The sequence below is a fragment of the Epilithonimonas hungarica genome, from assembly GCF_900102265.1.
Taxonomy (GTDB): domain Bacteria; phylum Bacteroidota; class Bacteroidia; order Flavobacteriales; family Weeksellaceae; genus Epilithonimonas; species Epilithonimonas hungarica.
In genome coordinates, this window is the sequence record NZ_FNBH01000001.1 from 1,533,845 (window position 1) to 1,554,810 (window position 20,966).

Genomic DNA, 20,966 nt, shown 5'->3' on the forward strand with positions numbered 1-20,966 from the left:
ATTAAAAATAAGAATATGCAAAACCATCAATCATCTGTAAATAACAATGAATTTATTTTTTTCTTTGGAAATACTTTTCAGAAAATAGTATTTTTCGTTTGTCTTTTATTATGCTGCACTTCATACGTAGAGCCGGGTTTGGCTTTGTTTCTGGGTCTTTTTATTGCCCAGCTGACAGGACATCCTTATCTCAAATATAATCATAAAGTCACCCATTTTTTACTGCAGTTTTCCGTGGTTGGCCTTGGTTTCGGAATGAATGCCCACAGTGCAGTTGCAGCCGGGAAAGACGGGATTGTTTTTACTTTGTTTTCCATTTTCAGCACATTGATTTTAGGATATTTTTTGGGTAAGATCTTTAAAACTGAAAATAAAACTTCCTTTCTCATCAACAGTGGGACAGCTATTTGCGGAGGTAGTGCTATTGCAGCGATTGCTCCGGTTATCAAGGCTGACGAAAAGCAGATTTCCGTAGCATTGGGAACTGTTTTCATACTGAATGCAATTGCATTATTTATTTTCCCAATGATTGGTCATTCTCTCAATCTCTCTCAGACGCAGTTCGGGACTTGGTGTGCCATTGCCATTCACGATACAAGCTCGGTTGTAGGTGCAGCCAGCAAATATGGTAATATAGCTCTGGAAGTAGCAACGACCATAAAATTGGCCAGAGCTTTATGGATTATTCCGCTGGCCTTTTTTGCGGGTTTTATCTTTAAAAATAAGAGCAGGAAAATAAAAATTCCTTATTTCATTGGTCTTTTTATTGTTGCAATGATTTTAAACACCTACGTTCCCGAATTGAAAAGCATTGCTCCTGCCATTGTCGGAATCGCTAAAACCGGTTTAACCTTAACTTTATTCTTGATTGGTGCAGGATTATCAAGATCAGTAATAAAATCTGTCGGTATAAAACCATTGTTGCAAGGCATTTTTTTATGGATTTTCATAGCGGGAATGGCTTTGTTTGTCGTAGAATATATATTGTAAAGCTAAATTATTTCCCGATACAGAAAGTATAAAGGCCAGTATTAATAATTGTTTACAAAGTTATAGTAGCAAATATGTAGCAAAACCTCAATAAATAAAGGAATATCATAGGTCAAAGAAAGTCAAAAACTACATTTTGAATTGGTACTCGGTAAGTCTTTGTTCCCCAAATTTAAGCAAAATTTCATTATCAACCGCCCACTTCAAATCCCGGCTTGCAGTAGGCGCAGAAATATTTTTAAAGTTCTGCAAATATTCCTTTCTACCGAATCTTGAATTACCCACTTTTTCTTTAAATAAAGCAACTCTTTCTTCCGTATTGAGTATTTTGTTCTGAGATTGCAAAAGTTGCTCTAAAGCCTCTAAAATAAGCCTCAACATAAAAGTGATGAATGGAGTTGAATTTCCGCTTTTATCAGATTCCGAAAGTCTGGTATAATACTCTTTCTGATTTTGTTTTATCAGACTTTCAACTGGGAGAAATTCAAATACAGGATATTGCTGCATTAAAATCAATGTCTGCCATAATCTGCCCATTCTTCCGTTTCCATCCACAAACGGATGAATGAATTCAAATTCATAATGGAAAACGCAACTTTTAATCAGAATTAAATCCCCATCATTTTTAAGATACTTAAATAGGTCTTTCATCAATCCGTTGACCATTGTTCCGCTTGGAGCGAGATGTTCAATTTTTGAGCCTTTTACGATACCGACATTGGATGTTCTCAATTTACCTGCATTATCTATCAAATTCTGCATTAATATTCCGTGAGCCTTTTCTAAATCTTTAATCTGATATGGATTAAATTGTCTCAAATGTTCATACACTTGAATTGCATTTTGAACCTCAATAATATCCTTTTGTGGAGCGATTACTCTTTTATGTTCTAAAAGTGCACTAATCTGTTCCTCCGTCATTGTGTTACCTTCAATTTCTAAAGAGGATTGAATCGTTTTAATTCTATTTTTCTTTCTTAATTCGGTAGTTGGTTTGTATAAATGATTAGCATTAATCTCTCCTATCTTTTCAGAGATAGAAGCTATTAACGTTATAATATTGTCGGTAATTGTATAAGGTGGCTTCATTTATGATAGTATCATTTGATAGTATCAAATATAGGAAAATACTTTATATTAATTCGATTTACTAATATTAAAACTGCCTGATTCAAAAGTAAAATTTATAACCTCATCTCTAATACTACTCCTTTCGGAATGTAAATCAATGCTTTCAAACCTATAGTTCACTGTTATTGGCCTGTCTGAGCCTTTGTGTTTTTCAGAATCAACATTATAAATAAACGCAGGGTATAATTCAAGAATTGGGGACTTTCCATCTGATTTAGGATAATCAAAAGACTCGGATAAAGGCAAATAGATCTGAGCTACAATATTAGCAAAATTTACAACCAAAGTTAATTCAGGATGAAAGTCCTTATCTGTAAAGATTTTATTTGCTTCATACAACTGAACAGAGGGCTTACCAAATTTTTTACGTGTTAATTTTGTAATAAACAATGTTGAGAAAAACACAATTTCAGTATTTTCATTTTGTAACCAATCAAATAACAATTGATATTTCTGTACCTTACACTGAGGAAGGAAAGAAAGAGCTATTTTGAGTAATGCTTTATATACATATATCGGTTTTATTGCAGGATTTCTGAAACGTATAGACATAGTTTTGTTTTCTACATCTACTTTATAATCATCCAAAGAATTTAGATAAAGGATGATTTTTCCGTCATCTGTATATTTTAGAGACGTTCTTGTATTTTCATCTTCATTATCTTTCCTTGATTGAAAATCAGGGATTTTCTTTTTGCCTTTTACTCCTACAACTGATAAATATGGCAGGAAGAATTTAGATAAATGGCTTTCATACTTGCTGAATTTTTCATTACACGAATCACATTCATCATAGATAACAAGATTATTTTGCCCTAACAATTCAGGACAGGCGTGAGCAATTTTTTTAAAATAAACTTCGTTTTCATTTTTCCCACAAAATCTGCAAACCCTTACATTGGGTAAATTATCAGGCAAAGTTTCAGAAGAACCGATTAAAGTATAAACTTCATTAAAGGAATTTCTAAACTGATGAATGTTATTTTTCGGAAAATCCATATTTTTTTACTTTTCCCAAATTCAGTTTTGCAATCGCTTTGTTTCTGTCTGTTAGTGGTTTGCGTTCTTCTGCAAGTTCATTCATAAACGTATATTCAAAACCTTTCAGTCGTTTGTTTCGTTTATCCCACTGAACTATTTTCCGAATAAGTTCAAGTGTTATTTCTGCTTGACTTTCTTGCTTTTTAGGTGTTTCAGGAAGATTGTCTATATCAAATAAAATTTCAGGTGCTTTGTCAATTACAACATCTATTATTTTCAGACCATTTGCAATTTCATTGTCCAAAAGTTTATTGTTACTTCTGATTCTACCTGCGATTGTAAAGACTACATTCTGCATATTGGCAGACAAATTCTGTGTTTCACTTCCCCAATTTTCAATCTTTTTCCAAATTTCGTAAGGAATGGATTTGATTTTTTCGAGGTTTTCTTCTTTTTCTTGTTGTTCGGCTTCGTCTGATGAAATTAAGTTTCTTTTTACAGATGTTTTTTCATTAACGAAATCATCTTTTATAGAATCATAATCTAAATCAAAATCCTGTTGTTTTACCATTTCCCAGCAGACTTCTTTTCTTGCCCACATTTCAATCAATGATTCAGAACTGTTTGTTTTTAGGAAATCGTCCATTTTTATCATTAAATTATACAAGAAAGCATTCAGTTCATCGGAAACACTCTGATTTTTCCAGATTTTGTATAGGTCAAGTTTATAATCAATTTTAAAACCAAGATATGTAATTGCATAAGGTACTGTAATAAACCTCAAATCTCCGATTGCATTAGGTTTTACTCCATATAACTTTTCACAGGTTTTGTAAATAATAGCTTTTGCAATAGCATCTTCATAATAGATGTTATTGTTTTCAATTTTTGCATTGGTGTTGTGCAAAATAAACTGGTTATAGTTTTTGACATTCTTGATTACAAAATGAGGTGCTACAACTAATCTTTTGCCATCGTAAACTTCTTGATAAGCATTAATATATTTTGCCAACTGTTCTTTAGTAAACATCTGATGTCTTGGGTGTTTCAAGTCAAATGCTTTTTGTCGTGCTCTTGTAAAACCGTCTTTCAGCCTTGCATTTTTATATTGTCCTCTTGCTCTTTCATAGAACCATTTTGTTTGTGTCGGGTTCTTTTCGGAATGCGGTGTTACGATAGTTCTCGACAGTTTCTCGAAGTGAATATGGAAAGGTCTGTTACTGCTCAGGTCTGCAACAGAAACTTTATTTTGGGTATTAGCATATTCCGCAATCCGTGATACTATTTCTCCGAAGTTTTCTTTGTTTTTGACAACAGAAAGTTTAACCTGTACAAAGATATTGGAAACGTCGGCTTTATCTTTTTTGAATGTGTGATAAATAGAAGCCGTCGTTTGACCTCCGTTTACAATCTGTAAATCACTTACTTTTGAAATAATCAACCCTTTTCCCTGACTGTCTTTTTCGAGTTCAATATGGTTTGCTGTTGCGGCAATTCCGTTATTGAAAGCAAGAAACATTTGAGGTTCTTTTAATATCGTTGTTCGGATTCCTTTATTGATTTTTCCTGCAAACTGTAAAAATGAACGCACATTTTGCTCTAACAAACGTGAACCAAAGCGTTCATAAATATTTGCCAGGGCTGTTCCTGGCATTATAGCCAGATATGATTTGTAATCTTCATTTTCAGAAGGCGATTCAATACAAGGGATTTCAAAACCATCAGCTTTAAAATCCAGTTCAATAGGGATGTGAGATTTTTCAGTAATGTTGTAGAGATAATTCAAATCTACAATTCTCGTATAAACAGAAAAACTACTGATTGAATCTGACATGGGTGCATCATTGGGAAAAGTTCCATCTGTAAGAATAATTGCATTTACCCTTACAAGGTTTTCTCTCAATTCCTGACTTGATGCCAGCTCGTTTGCTAATTGGAAAATGTCTGATGATTCTTCAATTTCGTTTACATAATCTTTGTAAATACCTTTTCTGAAAAAATTCAGGATTCTTTTTTGTGCAGTTTCAACTTCAGCTGAGGTAGTTCTTGCAGGTTCTTCTGTTCCCTTTAAAACCGTGATAAACAAATCAAGTGTTTCGTAATTATCAGAAATAGAATAAGCATTTATCTGGTGTTGGTTTTTAGTTCCGATTCCCTTTTTATCGTAAGCCAAGCGTACATTTTCAGTTTCTCCGGCAGAAGCTAATAAATCAACAGCTATTTGTGTGAAAATCTGCTCGGTATTTCCTCCGTCTTCTTCACTTAGTTGAGTTGCTCTTATATCCTGAACAAGATTTTGATAGAATTTTAAAAGTTCTATATTTTCCGAAACTGTACTCATAGTTTAGGGCTCTGTGGTATTAAAAACTAAATCTTCATCAATTGTAAACGAAGTGCATTGCGATAGGATAATAGAGTATTTCACATCTCCAACACCAATTCTGATGTCGTTTTCTTCAATTCTTGGAAAATCATTTTCTACTTTGTAGAAAACATCCTGACGAATAAAATAACCGATTTCGTTATAGAGGTTTCTTTGTAAATCGAAATATCCTGTTTCGTAAAGTTTGCTTTTGAATTTATTCAGGGCAATGATTTCTGATTGTAGTATTTCACTGATGGAATCTACAATATTGTTCAGGGTTTCTCCCGAATTCTGCATTCTTTCCAGTGAAATATGATATAGAAACAAACTTCCTATGTTGGTTGTATCTAACTGTCTTTCACTGCTGATATGTACTTTCTGATGATTGTTTCCGTGTGTGGTTTTTACTTCAACTGCCCAGTTCTGACTTTGAAAATCTCTTACCTGCATTTCTGTACCAATCCAAGTATTGACAACTGCAAGATGATTATTTTTTGACTGCAAAAACTTTCTCAAAAAATAAAGTTCTCCGTATAAACCTCTTTGTTCTTCTGCTGTTAATCCCTGTAATCCAATTTTACTGAATAAAGATTTCCATTTTTCAAACCGGTTCAGTATTTCTTTGACTAACTTTCTTTCGTTGGTTTCATTAGCAATACTATTAATCAAGTCCTCACACAAAACTGTGAAAATATCTTTGTGCTGAAAATTGAGTAGCTTAAAAACCAATACATTCTTTGCTGTTTCAGTAGGCGAGGGATATAAATCAACTTCTATTTCCTGTAAGTTTGAGAAATTAGAAATATTTACTTCAATAGCATCACTTATCGAAACACAAATACACAATAATTTTTCAGGGTGTTGCATAGCAACATATACATCAGGCAAAACTGAACCTGAATATCTGCGAAGCAATAAACCTTTAGTGAAAGATTTATCATTGGCTAATTCTTCCCATATCTGATTAATCTTCGTCATCTTCAATATCATCTAAGTTGTCATCAATATCAAATAATGGTAGTAACTGCTGATGTACCGCATACGAAACAGAATGGCTGTATTGACTTTTCGGAAAACTAACAGCAAAACCAACAATCGGTTCACTTCCTGCTGGCATCCTTGCATTTTCTGCATCAATTAAATACAAAAGCAATAATGGATTTTTAGGACTTCTGAACTCGTTTCTTACAATTTCTCCTTTCGGAAAATCATTTTTGTATTCACTATTTTGATTTCTGAAATAGGCTTTTGTTCTTTCCAATGCTCTGTCGTAATCCTCTTTACTCAAATCAAAAAATTCATCTTTTGGTCTTATTATGTGATTTTTTATGATATGTAAATTGTGTTCATCATTCTTATTTTTGTCGTTAGAACGAATTACGCAACCAACCTGATTAATTCCATTTGAAGCATTGAAATCATAAGAAGAATTTGCATTACTTTTAGTTACTAATGCCACACTCCAATTGGTCAGTTCGTTGCTTTTTACCGAAATATCAATATAATCCAATAATTTGGACGGCTCTGTTTTTTTCAGGTTTTCAGAAACTTTGAAACGCTGGAAAAATGGTCTTACCAAATCTACAGGGACATTTCTCCATAAAAAATGGTTGTGTCTTGTTTCAAATGATTCTGAAAGTGAATTGATGAGATTTTTAGTAACGTTTAAATTAGCACTAATTATAACTGGATTTTTCTGTAATTGATAAGATTCTACCAACCTGCCAGACCAAGAAACATCAATATTTACGGCTCTTCGGATTTTATTTGAAGCAGAAATTTGCAAAACGCCTGGATGTGTTCTTACTCGTAAAGCATATTGTTCGGGTGTACTTCCAGCCACTTCCGACATATAATCAAATTCACTTCTTAATTCTTCGGAAGCCAATGTTATATGACAAAACCATTCGTTCAGTTCTCGGCTTGTAAACAATCTGCATAAATCAACATATCCCGGTCTATAACCAAACCAGCGACCCATTTGCATTAAAGTATCGTACATTCTTGAAGCACGTAAGTAATAACTAACGGACAAGCCTTCTAAAGTCAAACCTCTTGATAGTTTATCTCCTCCGATTGCAATTACAGAAAGTCCATTTTTATGGTCAAAATAATTTAACGCATCTCCTGAACCTCCGTTAATTTCTTTTACTTCAATTTTTGCCACAGCATTGTGTAAATGTGGCAAAACATCTTTCCAATCGTGAACACTTACCAAAGTATCAACATCAGGCATTGTATCGGAAATGGTTTGAGAAACTGTTTTATAACTTTTGTAAGTTTCGGTAATTGTTTCCCCTTTGTATTCGTAAGAGTACTCTTTATCTTCCTCAAATGTTTTACGGATTTCGTCCAAGACTGACGGAATCTTCATTTCAATTCCTCTGCGATAGAAATCAAAAGTATTTTCGACAAGTGTCTTAATATGAGCTTGCCAAACAGTATATCTACTAACGTGAACAAGCATTGAATTATGTACGTTGATTTGACCTCTCAATCTTCTTATCGTACAGGTAAGAATAAAACACTTAATTGCTGTACGTAATGACTCAGGAAGTTCGCCTGGAAGCCTTACCAATCTTTTGTTATCTTCTGATAATTGCTCATATTTTTCATTCTTTCTTAAAGCTCTGTGTCGATTTGGTATCAATTCTTTATAATCATCAACACGATTTACTATTGGTAAAACTGTCTCGGATTCGTCTTCATCTTCCAAAACTTTAATTCCAAACACTTTTTCAGGTCCAACATAATTTGTTGGTGCAGGAATATTGATGATAAAATCCCTCGGAAATAAATCATCTTCCACAATTGGGATAAATATATTGGCAAATGGCGTAGCAGTATAGCCAACGTAACCACTACGGTCAAAGAGATTTAGTATGTTTCTGATGTGTTCGTTGATTCTCGTAGCTCTGTCATCATCTTTGTTGGTATTGATAGAAGCATTATCTGCCTCATCATCAATAAGTAATAACGATTTGTTTCTGATAACTTTTCTGCCATCAGGCAAGTCTTCTGTTTGTGCATTTAGCCATAAATAAAGCCTTTCAAGAACTTTGGAATTTTTCTTAACAACAGCAATTATAGGTTCAGAAGTGTTGAAATTGATACCCATTGAATTTGCGGCACCAGCTGTAAAATCTCCTTTATCCAAACTTGATGTAAGAGAGTGAGCAATGCCAATTTGGTCTAATTTTCCAACTCCAATAGTTACACCGTTTTTGTCAAATGCTCTTTGATGTTGCGTGTCAAAACCCAGAAACCCTTCATCTAAACGAAGTTGTGTTTGACTTCTCAAATTGTTATGAATACCAGCCAAAACAATAATCAATTTGTAACCAGCATCAGCAGCTTTACAAATTAATCCTGTGTAGTTTGATGTTTTTCCAGACTGAACCTGTCCAACGACTAAACCTCGTTTACTGACTATTATGTTTTCTGTAGGGTTAAAAAGCCCGTCTAAAGTTCTGTCTGTAAGTTTATCAATCTGATTTAAAACTACATCAGAATAATTTTTTTCAACTTGTAAATAATCTCTGTATCTGTTCCAAAAATTCCATTTTATACCCGCTTTTACATCTCCTATCCACGGTTTCCTTCTTTCTTCTGCTTCAATAATTCGGAAGTCGTCCATTCTGATGTTATATAAAGATTCAACTTCACGAACCAGAAAATCTCTTTCAATCTCCTTATATACAGGAATCATTAAAGCACTATCAACAGCTTGCTCAATCTGTTGTTTTGTTATAGAACCAGTTGAGGGTAATAAGGTTCTGATTGTTTTTATGACTTGTTGTACCATTTACTTTAATTTAAAAATTCAAGAAAGTGAACAAAATTGTTGAAAGGCTCTATATTTGCAATGATTGCTTTTGCTTGTTCATCAATTTTTCCTTGTCCAATAAGGTTTGAATACATTGCCTGCATTGTATTTCTTATTATTTCATGGTCAATCCCCTCAAAAGGTTTGCCTTGCAATTCCGGAACTTCACTTTCTTTAATAAAAATTGATTTGGTCGGTATTGTTTCTTCAATAAACTTTATAAGCATTTCAATTGCTTTATTCGGTTCATTTCGAGCTTCTTCTTTTACTTTTTCAATAACAGGATGTTCCCGATTAATTTTATAAAACCATTTATCTCCTCGTTTGTGGTCAATCCATAAAGGCACAAATTTTTGCCCGACAATTGGTTTTACATTTTTGCCTTTATGCCTGTAAACTTCTACGGCTTGGGCTCTGACTTTCATAGCATAAGCCTTTATCAGCTCACGAAAAATCAAAGGTGGTCTTGCTACTGATTTTTTAATATCAATCTGCCATTCGGCATCTAATGTGTTAGGTAGTTCAATCTGTATTCTTGTCAGTTTGTAATGTTCTTCCTTTCTGAAAAGCCCTAACCAATCTCCTGCTAACAAAAGTCTTTCGTTTCGGTAGATATAAAAACCTTGCTGTTCATTCCAGCCTTTCGCCCCCTCAGCTTGTTTGTATTTTTCTTCAGAAATTTTAGTTTTATGAGGTAAAACATAACCTTCTATTTTTACCAGTCCGTTTTGTATTTTTTCTTCTGGAAATATTTGGGTTGATGGCTCATCAAGTAAAAAAGGATTCCAGGGTTCTATTTTATGGCCTTGAAAATAGATATTGATTTTTCCACTTTCCATAAACTTATGAAAAACCATTGATAAATGCTTTTTCACTAGCTCCATAATCAATAGAAATTTATCAAGAGCCTTATTGTCATCTTGTTTAAAGTTTTTGACAACTCTGTCAATATCATTCCAAATTACAATGGTTCCTGAAACTAAATCAGATAAATCTTTTTCAAATTTTTCATCAGGTCGATATTTGATTAACTCCCATTTTCCTGTTTGATTTACAAAGTCTAAATCCCAAGTCCAGTAAACGGAATTATAATCTGATTTTTTACTTATAACAGTTAGTTTTCTTGCTTGCGAAAAAGAAGCCGTTTTTAAACCTAAACCAAATCTTCCTAAATCTTTACTTTCTCTGTCCTGTAATGGATTTTTACTTCCTGGTCTCATTGCCTGAATTAATTCAGGATCATTCATCCCAAAACCATCATCTTTGATAGAAAGCCAAGTTTTAGAACCTAACCATTCAAAATTTACCCAAATATTTTTTGAATTTGCAGAAATCGAGTTGTCGATAATATCTGCGATAGCTGTTTCAATATTATATCCAATTGCCCGAAAGGTTTCAATCATTGATGAAGCTTCGGGTACAGCAGGAACAGTTTTATATTGGGAATAGTCAATTTCAGTCATAGCTAATATCCAATTATCAGAATACCTTTTAATGGCAGTTTGAGTCTTCCTGACACAAAAAGCGTGTCAAAAAATGTGATTACATTCTGGAAATCCGGATTCTTCCTATAAGTAACTCTTACTGCAATAACCAAATAGTCAACATCAGTCATCATACAAGCCTGAAATAAATCTTTCAGAAACTGATAATTCGTTACAGCCCTACCTGCCTCAACTTCAATAACTGTTCTTGTAATAGGATTAAACCCATCTGCATCAAAATATTTTTCCAGCTTTCCATTAATTCCGAATAAAACAGGAACTTTAATTTTATCAGCATTTTTTTTACTTTTTTCTATAGTAAATCCCAAGTTTTCCAATCCTGATGCAACTTCATTCAGGACATCATTACTGCTGTGCTGAAAATTACCAGAATTAATTTTCTCAAGCTTCTGAGAAAATATACTGACGACGTTTTGCAGATGGTCTGGTATTGCTTTACTTTTTGGGAAATACTGAAATTTTATCATCTAGTCAGCATACTTTTTATTTTTTCAGCTATTTTTTCAGCCATCAAAGGTGGAACTGCATTACCGATTTGTTTTAAAGCTGCTGTCCGACTTCCTTCAAAGAAATAATCATCAGGAAAAGACTGTATTCTTGCGGCTTCTCTTACAGTTATAGAACGGTTTTGTTTTTTATCAGGGTGAATATAATAATGACCGTCCATTGCGATGTGTGCAACTACTGTATGCGAAACGCCTTTTCCGTTTACAACCTGAAAACGGTTTGTAAATGATTGTACGTTATTATGTTTTATTAATCGTGTTGGTAGGTTTGCATAGTTCAAACGCTTACCGTTATTCCATTCATCAACAGCAATGCGGTAAATTTCCAAGTCATTTTCGTTGTTTGGTCTGGCAATGTGTTGAGTTACTATCTCCAAGCCGTTTCTTATACCTGATTGTTTTAAATATTCATTTGCTGGTTTATAATATTCGACTGCATTTAAAGTTCCTTCTCCGTTTTTCAGAGGTTGTAAGTCAGAGAATAAATCTTTTAGAACTTCATATTTGGGTTCAGTTTCATCAAAATTCGGATAAGTAAAACCTAATTCTTTTTTCCAACCGATGATAATTACACGTTTCCTATCCTGCAAAACACCAAAGTTTTTTGCATTAAGCACTTTGTACCTGTTTTTAGGTAAGGCTAATTCATAGCCAGCACTTCTTACGGCTTTGAATATATTTTCTAAATGAACACCATTTTTTGCAGACAATATTCCCGGTACGTTTTCAAATACAAACATATCGGGTTGGTATCTTTTTAAAAATTCAACATAATATTTGTACAAGAAATTTCTCTGGTCTCTTTTCATTCCGTGTGGATCTCTTGCTCTTCCAGCGACAGAATATGCTTGACAAGGTGGCCCACCTATAATTAAATCTACATTTCTGCCGTTTAATTCGTTGTCAATCTTATCAAAAATCTCATCTAAAGTTTCTTTTGAAATTTCTTTATTGATAACAGAATTTATAAGATTTTCAGGTACTTTTTTCCAAAGTTCTTCTTTATTTTTTGTTTCAGATTTTAGATAGTCGTGATATATTTTTGCTTTTTTGTTTTCTTTTAACCAATGGTAAGCAGTTCTTGTTTTTACAGTATCACAAGCATCTTTATTCATTTCTACGTGAGCAATTGGATTAAATCCGGCACGGATAAATCCTTCCGAAAGTCCACCTGCTCCTGCGAATAAATCTATGTAGTTCAATTCTTCCATACTTTATCAATTAATAACCGGCTTTTGTATGTTTTCTAAAATATTATTTAATGTTATCTCTTGTCTTCCTTTTTTCAGTTGACATTCATAAACTATTATTACATTCCAACCATCATTTTTTAACTGAGTGATATTTTTTTCATCTCTTTTTTTATTTCCTTCAATCTTATCTGTCCAGAATTCTGTCCGAGTTTTTGGTATAACAAAATATTTACAATTTTCGTGTCCGTGCCAGAAACACCCGTTTACAAAAATGACTGTTTTAAATCTGGGCAAAATTATATCTGGCTTCCCCGGTAATTTTTTATCATGTAACCTGTAACGCAGACCGTTGGCAAACAAAAATTTCCTTACCAGAAGTTCCGGTTTTGTATCTTTTCCCCTAATCCGGCTCATATTATAAGTCCTAACCTCTTTAGAATGTATATCTGCCATTTTACAAAAATACAAAATATAATGATTTAAGCATATTTGTCTAACAATTTTTAATTAATTGATTACCAAGAAATTAAAATCAATTCTTTAATATAATTATTGTGTTTTAAAGTTTTCAAATATCAAATGAATATTTCTTACATTTAGCTAATATTTTTTTATAAAAAAGAGGTAGAGTCATAAATTTCCTTTGTCACATGCTATTGATTAATTTCCAACACTTCACAATCATAACTTACTTTAGCGGTAACAACTCCAATCACTAATGCTCCATAAGTATTTTTAGTACGATATTTCATTATTACCAGAACATAATCATCCATTCTTTTGAAAGCCGTATCAATATGCTCAAAACTGCTTGGGTCTGGCAAATTAGGTTTAACAAATCTCACTAAATTTTTACAAGAACCATCATAACCACTGATACATTCTTTTTCCCAATTAGCTTTTTTGTTGGTTAGTTCCTGTGCATATCTTACCTCATCTTGTTTTTTCTGTGTATCTGCCAAAGTTTTCTCATACATTTCTGTCTGTATTTTGATGAGGTTTAAATTGGCATACTGTGACAAATCAAAGTTTGGATCAGAAATTTCCTGAACATTTTTTTTATCATTCTCAAACACAGCTACAGATTTTGTAACCTCAAATTTTTTATTTACAGTAAACTTGATAAAATATTTTTTCAGTTGTCCATACTCTTTTATAGGCTTAATATATTTTTCTGTAGATAAAATTTTGTTTTTATTGTTTTCAAGGAATAAACCATAAGTAATTGAGCCGTCTTTCAAAGTATCTAAAGGTTTATAATCTTTGGAATAGTCATCAAAATAATAATAAGATTTATCTAATGTAATTTTTGATTCAAAAATATCATCCCACTTTTCAAGTAACTTTAGATTGTTAAGATAAGGCTTATTCTTGTTGGCTTCTATGTATTTACTAATTGCATCACTATTTTTTTCAGCTTGTAATTTTCCTTGGCTTTGAATTGCCGAAATTATAATTGCAAGAAAAAAAACTCCCATTAAAGAAATAATTCTTGTAGGTCTGTGCTTCCAGAATGAAAGATTTTGTTTCAATTTTTCCGAAACCGGAGGAAATAGTAAAACGCCCACAAGAATGATAAGCAGACCACCAAGAAAGGAATTTTTGAAAATTGTAATTAATCCTGCAATGATGAAAGATATTCCAAATATTACTTTGAAAAAATTTAGAATTAGCCTTGCTGAAGCTTTTTTTGAATTAAGAGTTGACATATAGATTAGATTTTAGTTTTAGAAACAAGAAAGGGTGTGAATCAACTTACATCCTTTGCTCTGGTTACTGGTATAACCCACTAAAGAAATGAAGAGAACACACCCCAGACTGGGGCGTCTTCACATTCCATTTTTCCTTAGTTTAAAATATTACCAGTATTTGAGCAAAGAAAACGAACTGCTAACGCAATATCTATATGTTATTTACAACCTTTTAGTCTTATAGTTTTGTTTTTTAATTGTACGACAAATATATAAAATTCACGAAAACTAAAGTTACTTTAATTTTAACGTCCTGCACTAGGAGGTATAGCCAAAATAGGCATTCCTCTATATTCTCTTACCCAGTTTGCATAAGCCAAGCTGTCTGCTAAATCAGGACTTTTGCCTAATATTCTTTTTATAGCATCTTTGCCTATTATCTTCACAGTCTTATCAGAATAAATCTCGTAAGTGATTGATTGTAATTCAAGTTTTAAGCCTTCATTGTTGAGGTTTCCGATGTTTCCATTCACAAAATCATTCCTGAGTTGCCAATAAACTTGAGAGCGCAGATTATGAGGTTTGAATGTCTCTTCTTGAAAGTTCTCCTCTGGTTTTGCTCCTCCTGAAATCTCAATAACGTTGTAACCTTGTTGTTTTAAACTATCTATCACTCCAGCACCTACACCAACGCTATCGATACCTACATAATTAGGGTCAATCTGATAATCATTGATTAATTGAATAGTTCTTGTCACAACTTCCGTAATGGCTGTTTGTAGGTAACTCTCTATCAATTCTATGTTTCCGTTTTTAAGAATAGTAAAAACTGTTCTGTCATCTCCATATCTGGCAACATCCACACCCAGCGAAGTTACCTCTGTACCTGAAATTTCATACGCACTTTTTAAAATGGCTTCGCTAGGTATTAGCTGATTGATTGAATCCACTACACTCCAATCGCCATACAGGTATTTTCTAAGTAATTTCGGATTGTCTTTAAAAGTAGCTTTTAAATTCTGAACGTACTCACTGTTTTCATCATAATTATCGGTCGTTACACTTTGGATATAAACTTCATCAATATTCTTTGACTGAATGAAAGTAGGGATTAACCAACAAGCCTCCGGGTTTGATGTCAACCTTCCTTCATATCTAGGTTTCTCTCCATTAGGAAGAACCCAACGTAATCGAGTTTTGAGAAGATTATAAACATCAAGAGAGACCTCATTTGCTTCTTCAATACCGAACCATCCAATCTCTAACCCTTTAATTTTTTGCAAAAGTGGATCTTTTGCAATATTTGCATCTATGAAAATCAAAACAGAGTCATTGATAAAAGTAACTTCTAAACTTGTTTGATTGAAGCTTTTTATTATTTCCGGTGGACAAATGGATAGAAAAGTTACTAAAGTAGTTCTTCTCAAAACTGACAATTCTTTCCTGACAATGACCAATCTGTTACCCTTGAACATCATTGCATTTTTTATAGCTTCGGAAGTTAGAAACCACGATTTGCCTGCTCCAAAACTTCCTCCAAATAATAAATATTTAGCTCGGCATTTGTGAGCTTCTTCTTGCTTTGCTTTAGGAACGTAATATTTTGAAAAATCAATAATCATAATAAAAGCTACTTTAATCCGGCACGTTACAAATGAATTTTACCTCTCCACTATGTTCAATCTGTACTTTATGCAAGCCTTGCAGGTTTGCAAGTTCTTTGTTGATTGAAACTGCCAGACGATAATCTCCCTCCTTTAGTGATTTTTGATAAAGCTCCTCGTATCTTCTGATAGCTTTGGCATAGTCATAATTTATATTTTTCTCTACTGATTTCTCAATCAGAAATTGTGCTTTAGAGAGATAATTCTCAGCCATCCTCTTTTTTATTTGGAATTTTTCCGCACTAAAACGCAATATATCTTCTCTATTTTCGCCCTTTAAGAGTAGAGTGACTATCTCGCCTATCCGTATTGCTATCTCTGACCTGTCTGCTCGGTCTCTCTTTTGCTGATTCATCTTCTATTTAATTAATTATCCCATTAATTACCTTCACATTTTTTCCCTTATTTAAAATGTTTTCTCATAGTTGAAAATTCAGGCTTTATAAAATCCGCCTCCACTTTTTTAAGGTATTTTTTTCCCTTTCTTAATCTCCCAATATTTTCTTCCGGATATTGATATCTATATATCATCAGATGTCTATTGGTGAGTTTATTGCCCTTCTCATCATAAAAATATGGTTGATTTTTCTTGACTGTAATTAAGCTTGCTTTTTCTGCTCTCTTCTTATAATTATTAGCTGTTGAAAAACTTACACCTAAACACTTAGCCAGATAACTTACAGGCAAAGTATAATAGCCTTTCGGATAAGAATAATGGCTCGTACTGGAATCTCCCATTTTTGACCCCGACCATCGTTTTCTATCTACAAAGCGTTTCTTCAACAAATAATAAATAACTACAGATGCACAACAGAAATCTTTGAAATTTAAAAAATCTTCTGGTTCATATCTTACAGCCGATTGAGATTTAAACTTCAGCTTTTTACATAGTTGTTTATATCCTATTATTCGTAATGATTGAATCTTATTATTAACGGTTATCCATTTCTTTTTAATGAGCCACTTCACACAACTCCTAACTGTTTTTCCATTAAGGCCTAAATCTACAGCCCACGCTCCATATAATGAAGAATCATACTTTATATGACCACTTGAAATATGCTTGAGATAAACGTATATCAATAAATGGTTAACCTTACGATTAACTAAAGCATATTGACACACTTCCACGGGTATGGTGGTATATATTAACTTCATAGATGGAGGCAAATTAGATTTTGAAAATCTTTGCGTGAGTTTTGGCTTAATTTTTAAGTTTATTCAAGGAATAATTTATTGCCTCCTTTCTTAATTCTTCAATGGTAGCTTGAGGGTTTCGCAACAACCAGTTTTCAATTTCAACTTTGTTGAAGAATACATTTTTCCCATTAGGTTTGGAATGCGGGATTTCGTTTTTAGAAGTCAGTTTGTAGAGGTAAAGTTTAGAAAGTCCTGTAAATTGGGCTACCTCATCTATGTTTAGAACGATTTTGTTTTGTAAGGATTGAGCTGTAAGAAGTTGCTCAATTTTGTCAAGTCTTTGTTCAATACTTTGCGTTTCCATATTGATTATCTTTATTATGAAAACAAAAGTATAATGAAAGTCAATAATTAAAAGTTAGTAATAGTTAAGAATACCTACCTTAACTTTTCGCAATCTCTCTTACTTTGATTAGAATATTCTCTACATAGGATTTACCTCTATACTCTGTCTCTTTAGATTTAGAAACTGACAGCTGTTCAGGAGAAAAAGACTTACTTTTACAATTTAGAAAGAACATTGACAGTAATGGGTATATATTCAAATTTTCAAATTTTATCTGAGTAAAGAGATTTACGAATTGTACTTCTGTCCCTTTCCATCTAATTTTTTTAATTACTTCTTGCGATGAAAAAATATTTCTAAAGTCAGAAAAGTTTACATCAATTTTTTCAGGATTCAAATTATCATATAGTAAGTTAATTATTTCCATATTTTTTGAACCATAATTTAGTTTCAAAAATACCTCTTTTTCACTAGAAGAAAATATATAATTGTTCAAATATTCAACATATTCTCTAGCATAATCAATAATCTCTTCATCAGTAATCTTTGATAAGTAATTTCCTGTTTCTCGAATTCTCTTTTTATCAAAAAACCAAAGCACAAAATCCTCTGCTCGAGGTATTGCTCCAATTTCATTTTTTATAAAACCATCAAGCCTTGATAGCTGTTCTGTAAAATCCATTTTTATTTTCTCTAAATCTTCATTAATGATTTTATTTGCTGCTTTCAATTCTTCATCAGAGAACTGGATATCTGCTAAACCCATTCCTAAACCGTCATTGGAATATGTCCCAAGTTTTAATTTTTTATTCTTGCTCATATTTTTAAATGTCAAATTTTGGAATAGTATTTACCGCCTCAATCTTCTTTTTGTCGATCACTTTAGCATAAATCTGGGTTGTACGGATTTCACTGTGTCCCAAAAGTTTTGAAACCGTAAACAAATCCGTCCCTAAACTAAGTTGTAAGGTTGCGTATGTATGTCTTCCACAGTGGAATGTAATATGCTTTGAGATTCCTGCCTTCATACACCATTGTAGCAAAGCTGTATTCATATATGCAGAATAACGAAGTCCTACGAAAACTCTTTCCTCTCCATCCTGCTCTTTACCCATCAATTCTCTCGCCTGCTCATTGATGTAATGATATTGTAAGCCTTTCGTCTTTTGCTGATGAAAATTAATTTTCCAGTTTTCGCTCTCTTTTTGAACCTGTTTCCATTCCAGATTATTTACGTCTGACCAACGCATTCCTGTAAGGCAGGAAAATAAAAATGCTCGTTTCAGCACATCATATCTGCACTCTGTTTTGAATAATGCCTGAACTTCTTCTAAAGTCAAAAATTCACGTTCATTCTCAACTGGCTTTGGTGTTGAAACTTTATGGGAAGGGTTTGTTAGAATAATTCCGTCATCTACCGCCTGATTAAGAGCGGCTCTCATTTTTGTAAAATATGAACTTACAGAATTCCCAGAGAGGGACTGACCGGATTTTGTCTTTGCAATTTTTTGAAGGTAATTTTTAAAACCTTCGCAGTAAGCAACATCAACATCATCAAAGGAGACATTCTCTCCGGAATATTTCTTCAAATGCTTTAACACACTATCCCAATTTCCGTAGTTCCCCATACTCTCCATACGCTCCTCTGTGAGCCTGGCAAAGTAATCAATGAAATTAGCTTTTACTTTTGTTTCAGATTTAAAACCGTATTTATTATTCAGATACTCTTTTTCTTTCTCAGCCCGGATAATTTCCACCTTTTTCTCCACCTCTTTGTTGTGGGTTCTTTGCTGAGGTGTTCTAGGATTTGTATAGAGATAATATTCTAATTTAGTTGTAATTCGCTTAGGCTTCGAGTTTCCGTTTTCATTCACAGAATATCCTGAGTAAACCTCCAATGCTAAATTATATTTGTCTCCTGCTGAATTTGAGCGTTTTCTGATATGGACTTTCATTTTTGCTACAATTTGCTACAAATATATAAACAAACGCAAATATGTCGCAAAAATTTTTGTTTTGTAGCAAAAAACATCAAAACAAAGAAAACTTTACAATCGAATAACAAACTGATTAATAGTGTTTTATTATATTTTATTTGGATGTTATTTATCAACTTTACTTCCCGATACAAAACTTGCTAAAAATATTCCCCAAAACTTCATCATTGCTGAACTCTCCGGATATTTCCCCAAGATATTCTAAAGCATTTCTAAGCTCATAGGCCAAAAGCTCGGTCGTGATTTGTGAACTCACGGCCTCATCGACTCGATTAACCGAATCGAGGGATTTCTGTAAAGCCTCGTAATGACGTTGGTTGGTGATCACGACATTGCCTTCTTCAGATTTCAGATGTTCTATGTATGAAGACAACTCATTTTTCAGGTCCTGAAGGTTTTGGTTTTCAACCGCTGATATTTTTATAAAATCAAAATCAGTTGAGATTGCATTTCTGAAGATCTGTTCTAACTTTTCATATTGAGTCGGGATCACTTCATCTATTTTTGTAGCACAGATGATCAGTTTCAGATCTTCTCTCAATAGAGACTTTATCATTTCGATATCTTCCGAGAGATCCTCTGTTCCGGCATCTGCGAGATAGACCAGGATCTCGGCATTTTCAACTTTTTCTTTGGCTTTTTTTACACCAATTGCTTCAATTTCGTCTACAGTTTCACGTAGACCGGCCGTATCGATCAATCGGAAAGCGTGACCTTTGATATGAAGGATTTCCTCGATTGTATCTCTTGTTGTTCCGGCAATATTGCTCACAATTGCTCTTTCTTCTTTTAATAGAGCATTCAGAAGGGTGGATTTTCCGGCATTTGGCTTACCAATAATGGCGACCGCCGTTCCATTTTTAATGGCATTTCCGTATTGGAAACTTTCGATAAGGGAGCTTAATTTATCTTCGATTTTATGAAGTAAGGATTTAAGAGCGCTCCGGTCGGCAAATTCCACATCTTCTTCCGCAAAATCAAGTTCGAGTTCAATTAACGAAGTGAAATTTAATAGGTCATTTCGCAGGAATGAGATTTCGTTGGAGATGCCGCCTTTCAATTGGTTAAGCGCCACCTTTCGGGAGGCCTCATTTTCGGATGCGATCAGGTCAGCAATAGATTCGGCCTGGGAAAGGTCTATTCTTCCATTCATGAACGCTCGCATCGTAAATTCTCCGGCCTTTGCCATTCTTGCTCCGTTTTTGATCAGAACTTCAAGGATTTTTTTTCCGATATAAGGCGAACCGTGAAAAGAAATCTCAACGGAATTTTCTGTCGTGAAGGTCTTTGGAGCATGAAAAACAGAGATCATGACTTCATCTATCGTTTCGTTTTCATCCTTTATGAAACCGTAATGCACTGTATGGGATTCGGCCTTTTCAAGATTTTTTCCTTCGAATATTTTGTTGGCGATCTCAAAAGATTCATTACCGGAAACTCTGATAATTCCTATTGCTCCAATTCCGTTGGCTGTCGCTAATGCGCAAATTGTATCCTGATTCATTGTACAAAAATAGTATTTGGAAAATTTAATAATACAAATTAAATCTCTTTTTTAATTATTTTAGAATATAAAACAATAGATGCGGTCCCGAAAGACCACATCTATCAAACAAAAAATAACTTAAATT

At 33.4% G+C, this 20,966-nt stretch carries 18 protein-coding genes; 1 reads left to right on the plus strand and 17 read right to left on the minus strand.

The window, feature by feature from the left end:
• Positions 1 to 15: 15 nt before the first annotated feature.
• Positions 16 to 990, plus strand: a complete 975-nt coding sequence (locus tag BLT30_RS07045; RefSeq protein ID WP_089872704.1) for a YeiH family protein — start codon at positions 16 to 18, stop codon at positions 988 to 990.
• 129 nt (positions 991 to 1,119) lie between these two features.
• Here the strand turns inward: BLT30_RS07045 and BLT30_RS07050 are convergent, their stop codons facing one another.
• From BLT30_RS07050 to mnmE, 17 genes are all read right to left on the minus strand, one after another.
• Positions 1,120 to 2,079, minus strand: coding sequence for a Fic family protein (locus BLT30_RS07050; RefSeq protein WP_089872706.1), 960 nt, complete (start codon positions 2,077 to 2,079; stop codon positions 1,120 to 1,122).
• Between the two features lie 48 nt (positions 2,080 to 2,127).
• Positions 2,128 to 3,120 carry a hypothetical protein gene (locus BLT30_RS07055; protein ID WP_089872708.1) on the minus strand — a complete coding sequence of 331 codons (993 nt, stop codon included), beginning with the start codon at positions 3,118 to 3,120 and terminating at the stop codon, positions 2,128 to 2,130.
• Positions 3,101 to 5,443 (minus strand): AIPR family protein, encoded by a 2,343-nt coding sequence (locus BLT30_RS07060; RefSeq protein ID WP_089872710.1) that lies wholly within the window; start codon positions 5,441 to 5,443, stop codon positions 3,101 to 3,103. Before BLT30_RS07060 ends, BLT30_RS07055 begins: the two co-directional genes overlap by 20 nt.
• A gap of 3 nt (positions 5,444 to 5,446) precedes the next feature.
• A complete protein-coding gene (locus BLT30_RS07065) occupies positions 5,447 to 6,445 on the minus strand; it encodes a PD-(D/E)XK motif protein (RefSeq protein WP_175487142.1) in 999 nt (332 codons plus the stop codon).
• The gene (locus tag BLT30_RS07070; RefSeq protein WP_089872714.1) at positions 6,432 to 9,272 is read right to left on the minus strand and encodes a Z1 domain-containing protein; all 2,841 of its coding nucleotides are present in this window, start codon (positions 9,270 to 9,272) and stop codon (positions 6,432 to 6,434) included. The genes BLT30_RS07065 and BLT30_RS07070 overlap by 14 nt, the downstream gene beginning before the upstream one ends.
• Before the next feature lie 5 nt (positions 9,273 to 9,277).
• On the minus strand, positions 9,278 to 10,756 hold the full coding sequence (locus BLT30_RS07075) for an ATP-binding protein (RefSeq protein ID WP_089872716.1): 1,479 nt from the start codon (positions 10,754 to 10,756) through the stop codon (positions 9,278 to 9,280).
• Positions 10,757 to 10,758: 2 nt separating this feature from the next.
• Positions 10,759 to 11,265, minus strand: a complete 507-nt coding sequence (locus BLT30_RS07080; RefSeq protein WP_089872718.1) for a hypothetical protein — start codon at positions 11,263 to 11,265, stop codon at positions 10,759 to 10,761.
• Positions 11,262 to 12,515, minus strand: a complete 1,254-nt coding sequence (locus tag BLT30_RS07085) for a DNA cytosine methyltransferase (RefSeq protein ID WP_089872720.1) — start codon at positions 12,513 to 12,515, stop codon at positions 11,262 to 11,264. Before BLT30_RS07085 ends, BLT30_RS07080 begins: the two co-directional genes overlap by 4 nt.
• Before the next feature lie 6 nt (positions 12,516 to 12,521).
• Entirely contained in the window at positions 12,522 to 12,950 is a 429-nt protein-coding gene (locus BLT30_RS07090; protein WP_089872721.1) for a very short patch repair endonuclease, read from the minus strand.
• A 200-nt stretch (positions 12,951 to 13,150) separates the two neighbouring features.
• Positions 13,151 to 14,029 carry a hypothetical protein gene (locus tag BLT30_RS07095; protein ID WP_139166598.1) on the minus strand — a complete coding sequence of 293 codons (879 nt, stop codon included), beginning with the start codon at positions 14,027 to 14,029 and terminating at the stop codon, positions 13,151 to 13,153.
• Positions 14,030 to 14,493: 464 nt separating this feature from the next.
• Positions 14,494 to 15,810, minus strand: coding sequence for a phage terminase large subunit (locus tag BLT30_RS07100; protein WP_089872726.1), 1,317 nt, complete (start codon positions 15,808 to 15,810; stop codon positions 14,494 to 14,496).
• 13 nt (positions 15,811 to 15,823) lie between these two features.
• Positions 15,824 to 16,207 carry a hypothetical protein gene (locus BLT30_RS07105; protein WP_245707134.1) on the minus strand — a complete coding sequence of 128 codons (384 nt, stop codon included), beginning with the start codon at positions 16,205 to 16,207 and terminating at the stop codon, positions 15,824 to 15,826.
• A 47-nt stretch (positions 16,208 to 16,254) separates the two neighbouring features.
• Positions 16,255 to 17,010, minus strand: a complete 756-nt coding sequence (locus BLT30_RS07110; protein WP_089872728.1) for a hypothetical protein — start codon at positions 17,008 to 17,010, stop codon at positions 16,255 to 16,257.
• Positions 17,011 to 17,056: 46 nt separating this feature from the next.
• Positions 17,057 to 17,356: a helix-turn-helix transcriptional regulator gene (locus tag BLT30_RS07115; protein ID WP_089872730.1), complete on the minus strand. Its 300-nt coding sequence runs from the start codon at positions 17,354 to 17,356 to the stop codon at positions 17,057 to 17,059.
• A 79-nt stretch (positions 17,357 to 17,435) separates the two neighbouring features.
• On the minus strand, positions 17,436 to 18,158 hold the full coding sequence (locus BLT30_RS07120; RefSeq protein ID WP_089872733.1) for a hypothetical protein: 723 nt from the start codon (positions 18,156 to 18,158) through the stop codon (positions 17,436 to 17,438).
• Between the two features lie 4 nt (positions 18,159 to 18,162).
• Entirely contained in the window at positions 18,163 to 19,293 is a 1,131-nt protein-coding gene (locus BLT30_RS07125; RefSeq protein ID WP_089872735.1) for a site-specific integrase, read from the minus strand.
• Between the two features lie 160 nt (positions 19,294 to 19,453).
• The gene (mnmE, locus tag BLT30_RS07130) at positions 19,454 to 20,839 is read right to left on the minus strand and encodes a tRNA uridine-5-carboxymethylaminomethyl(34) synthesis GTPase MnmE (protein WP_089872737.1); all 1,386 of its coding nucleotides are present in this window, start codon (positions 20,837 to 20,839) and stop codon (positions 19,454 to 19,456) included.
• Between the last annotated feature and the right edge of the window lie 127 nt (positions 20,840 to 20,966).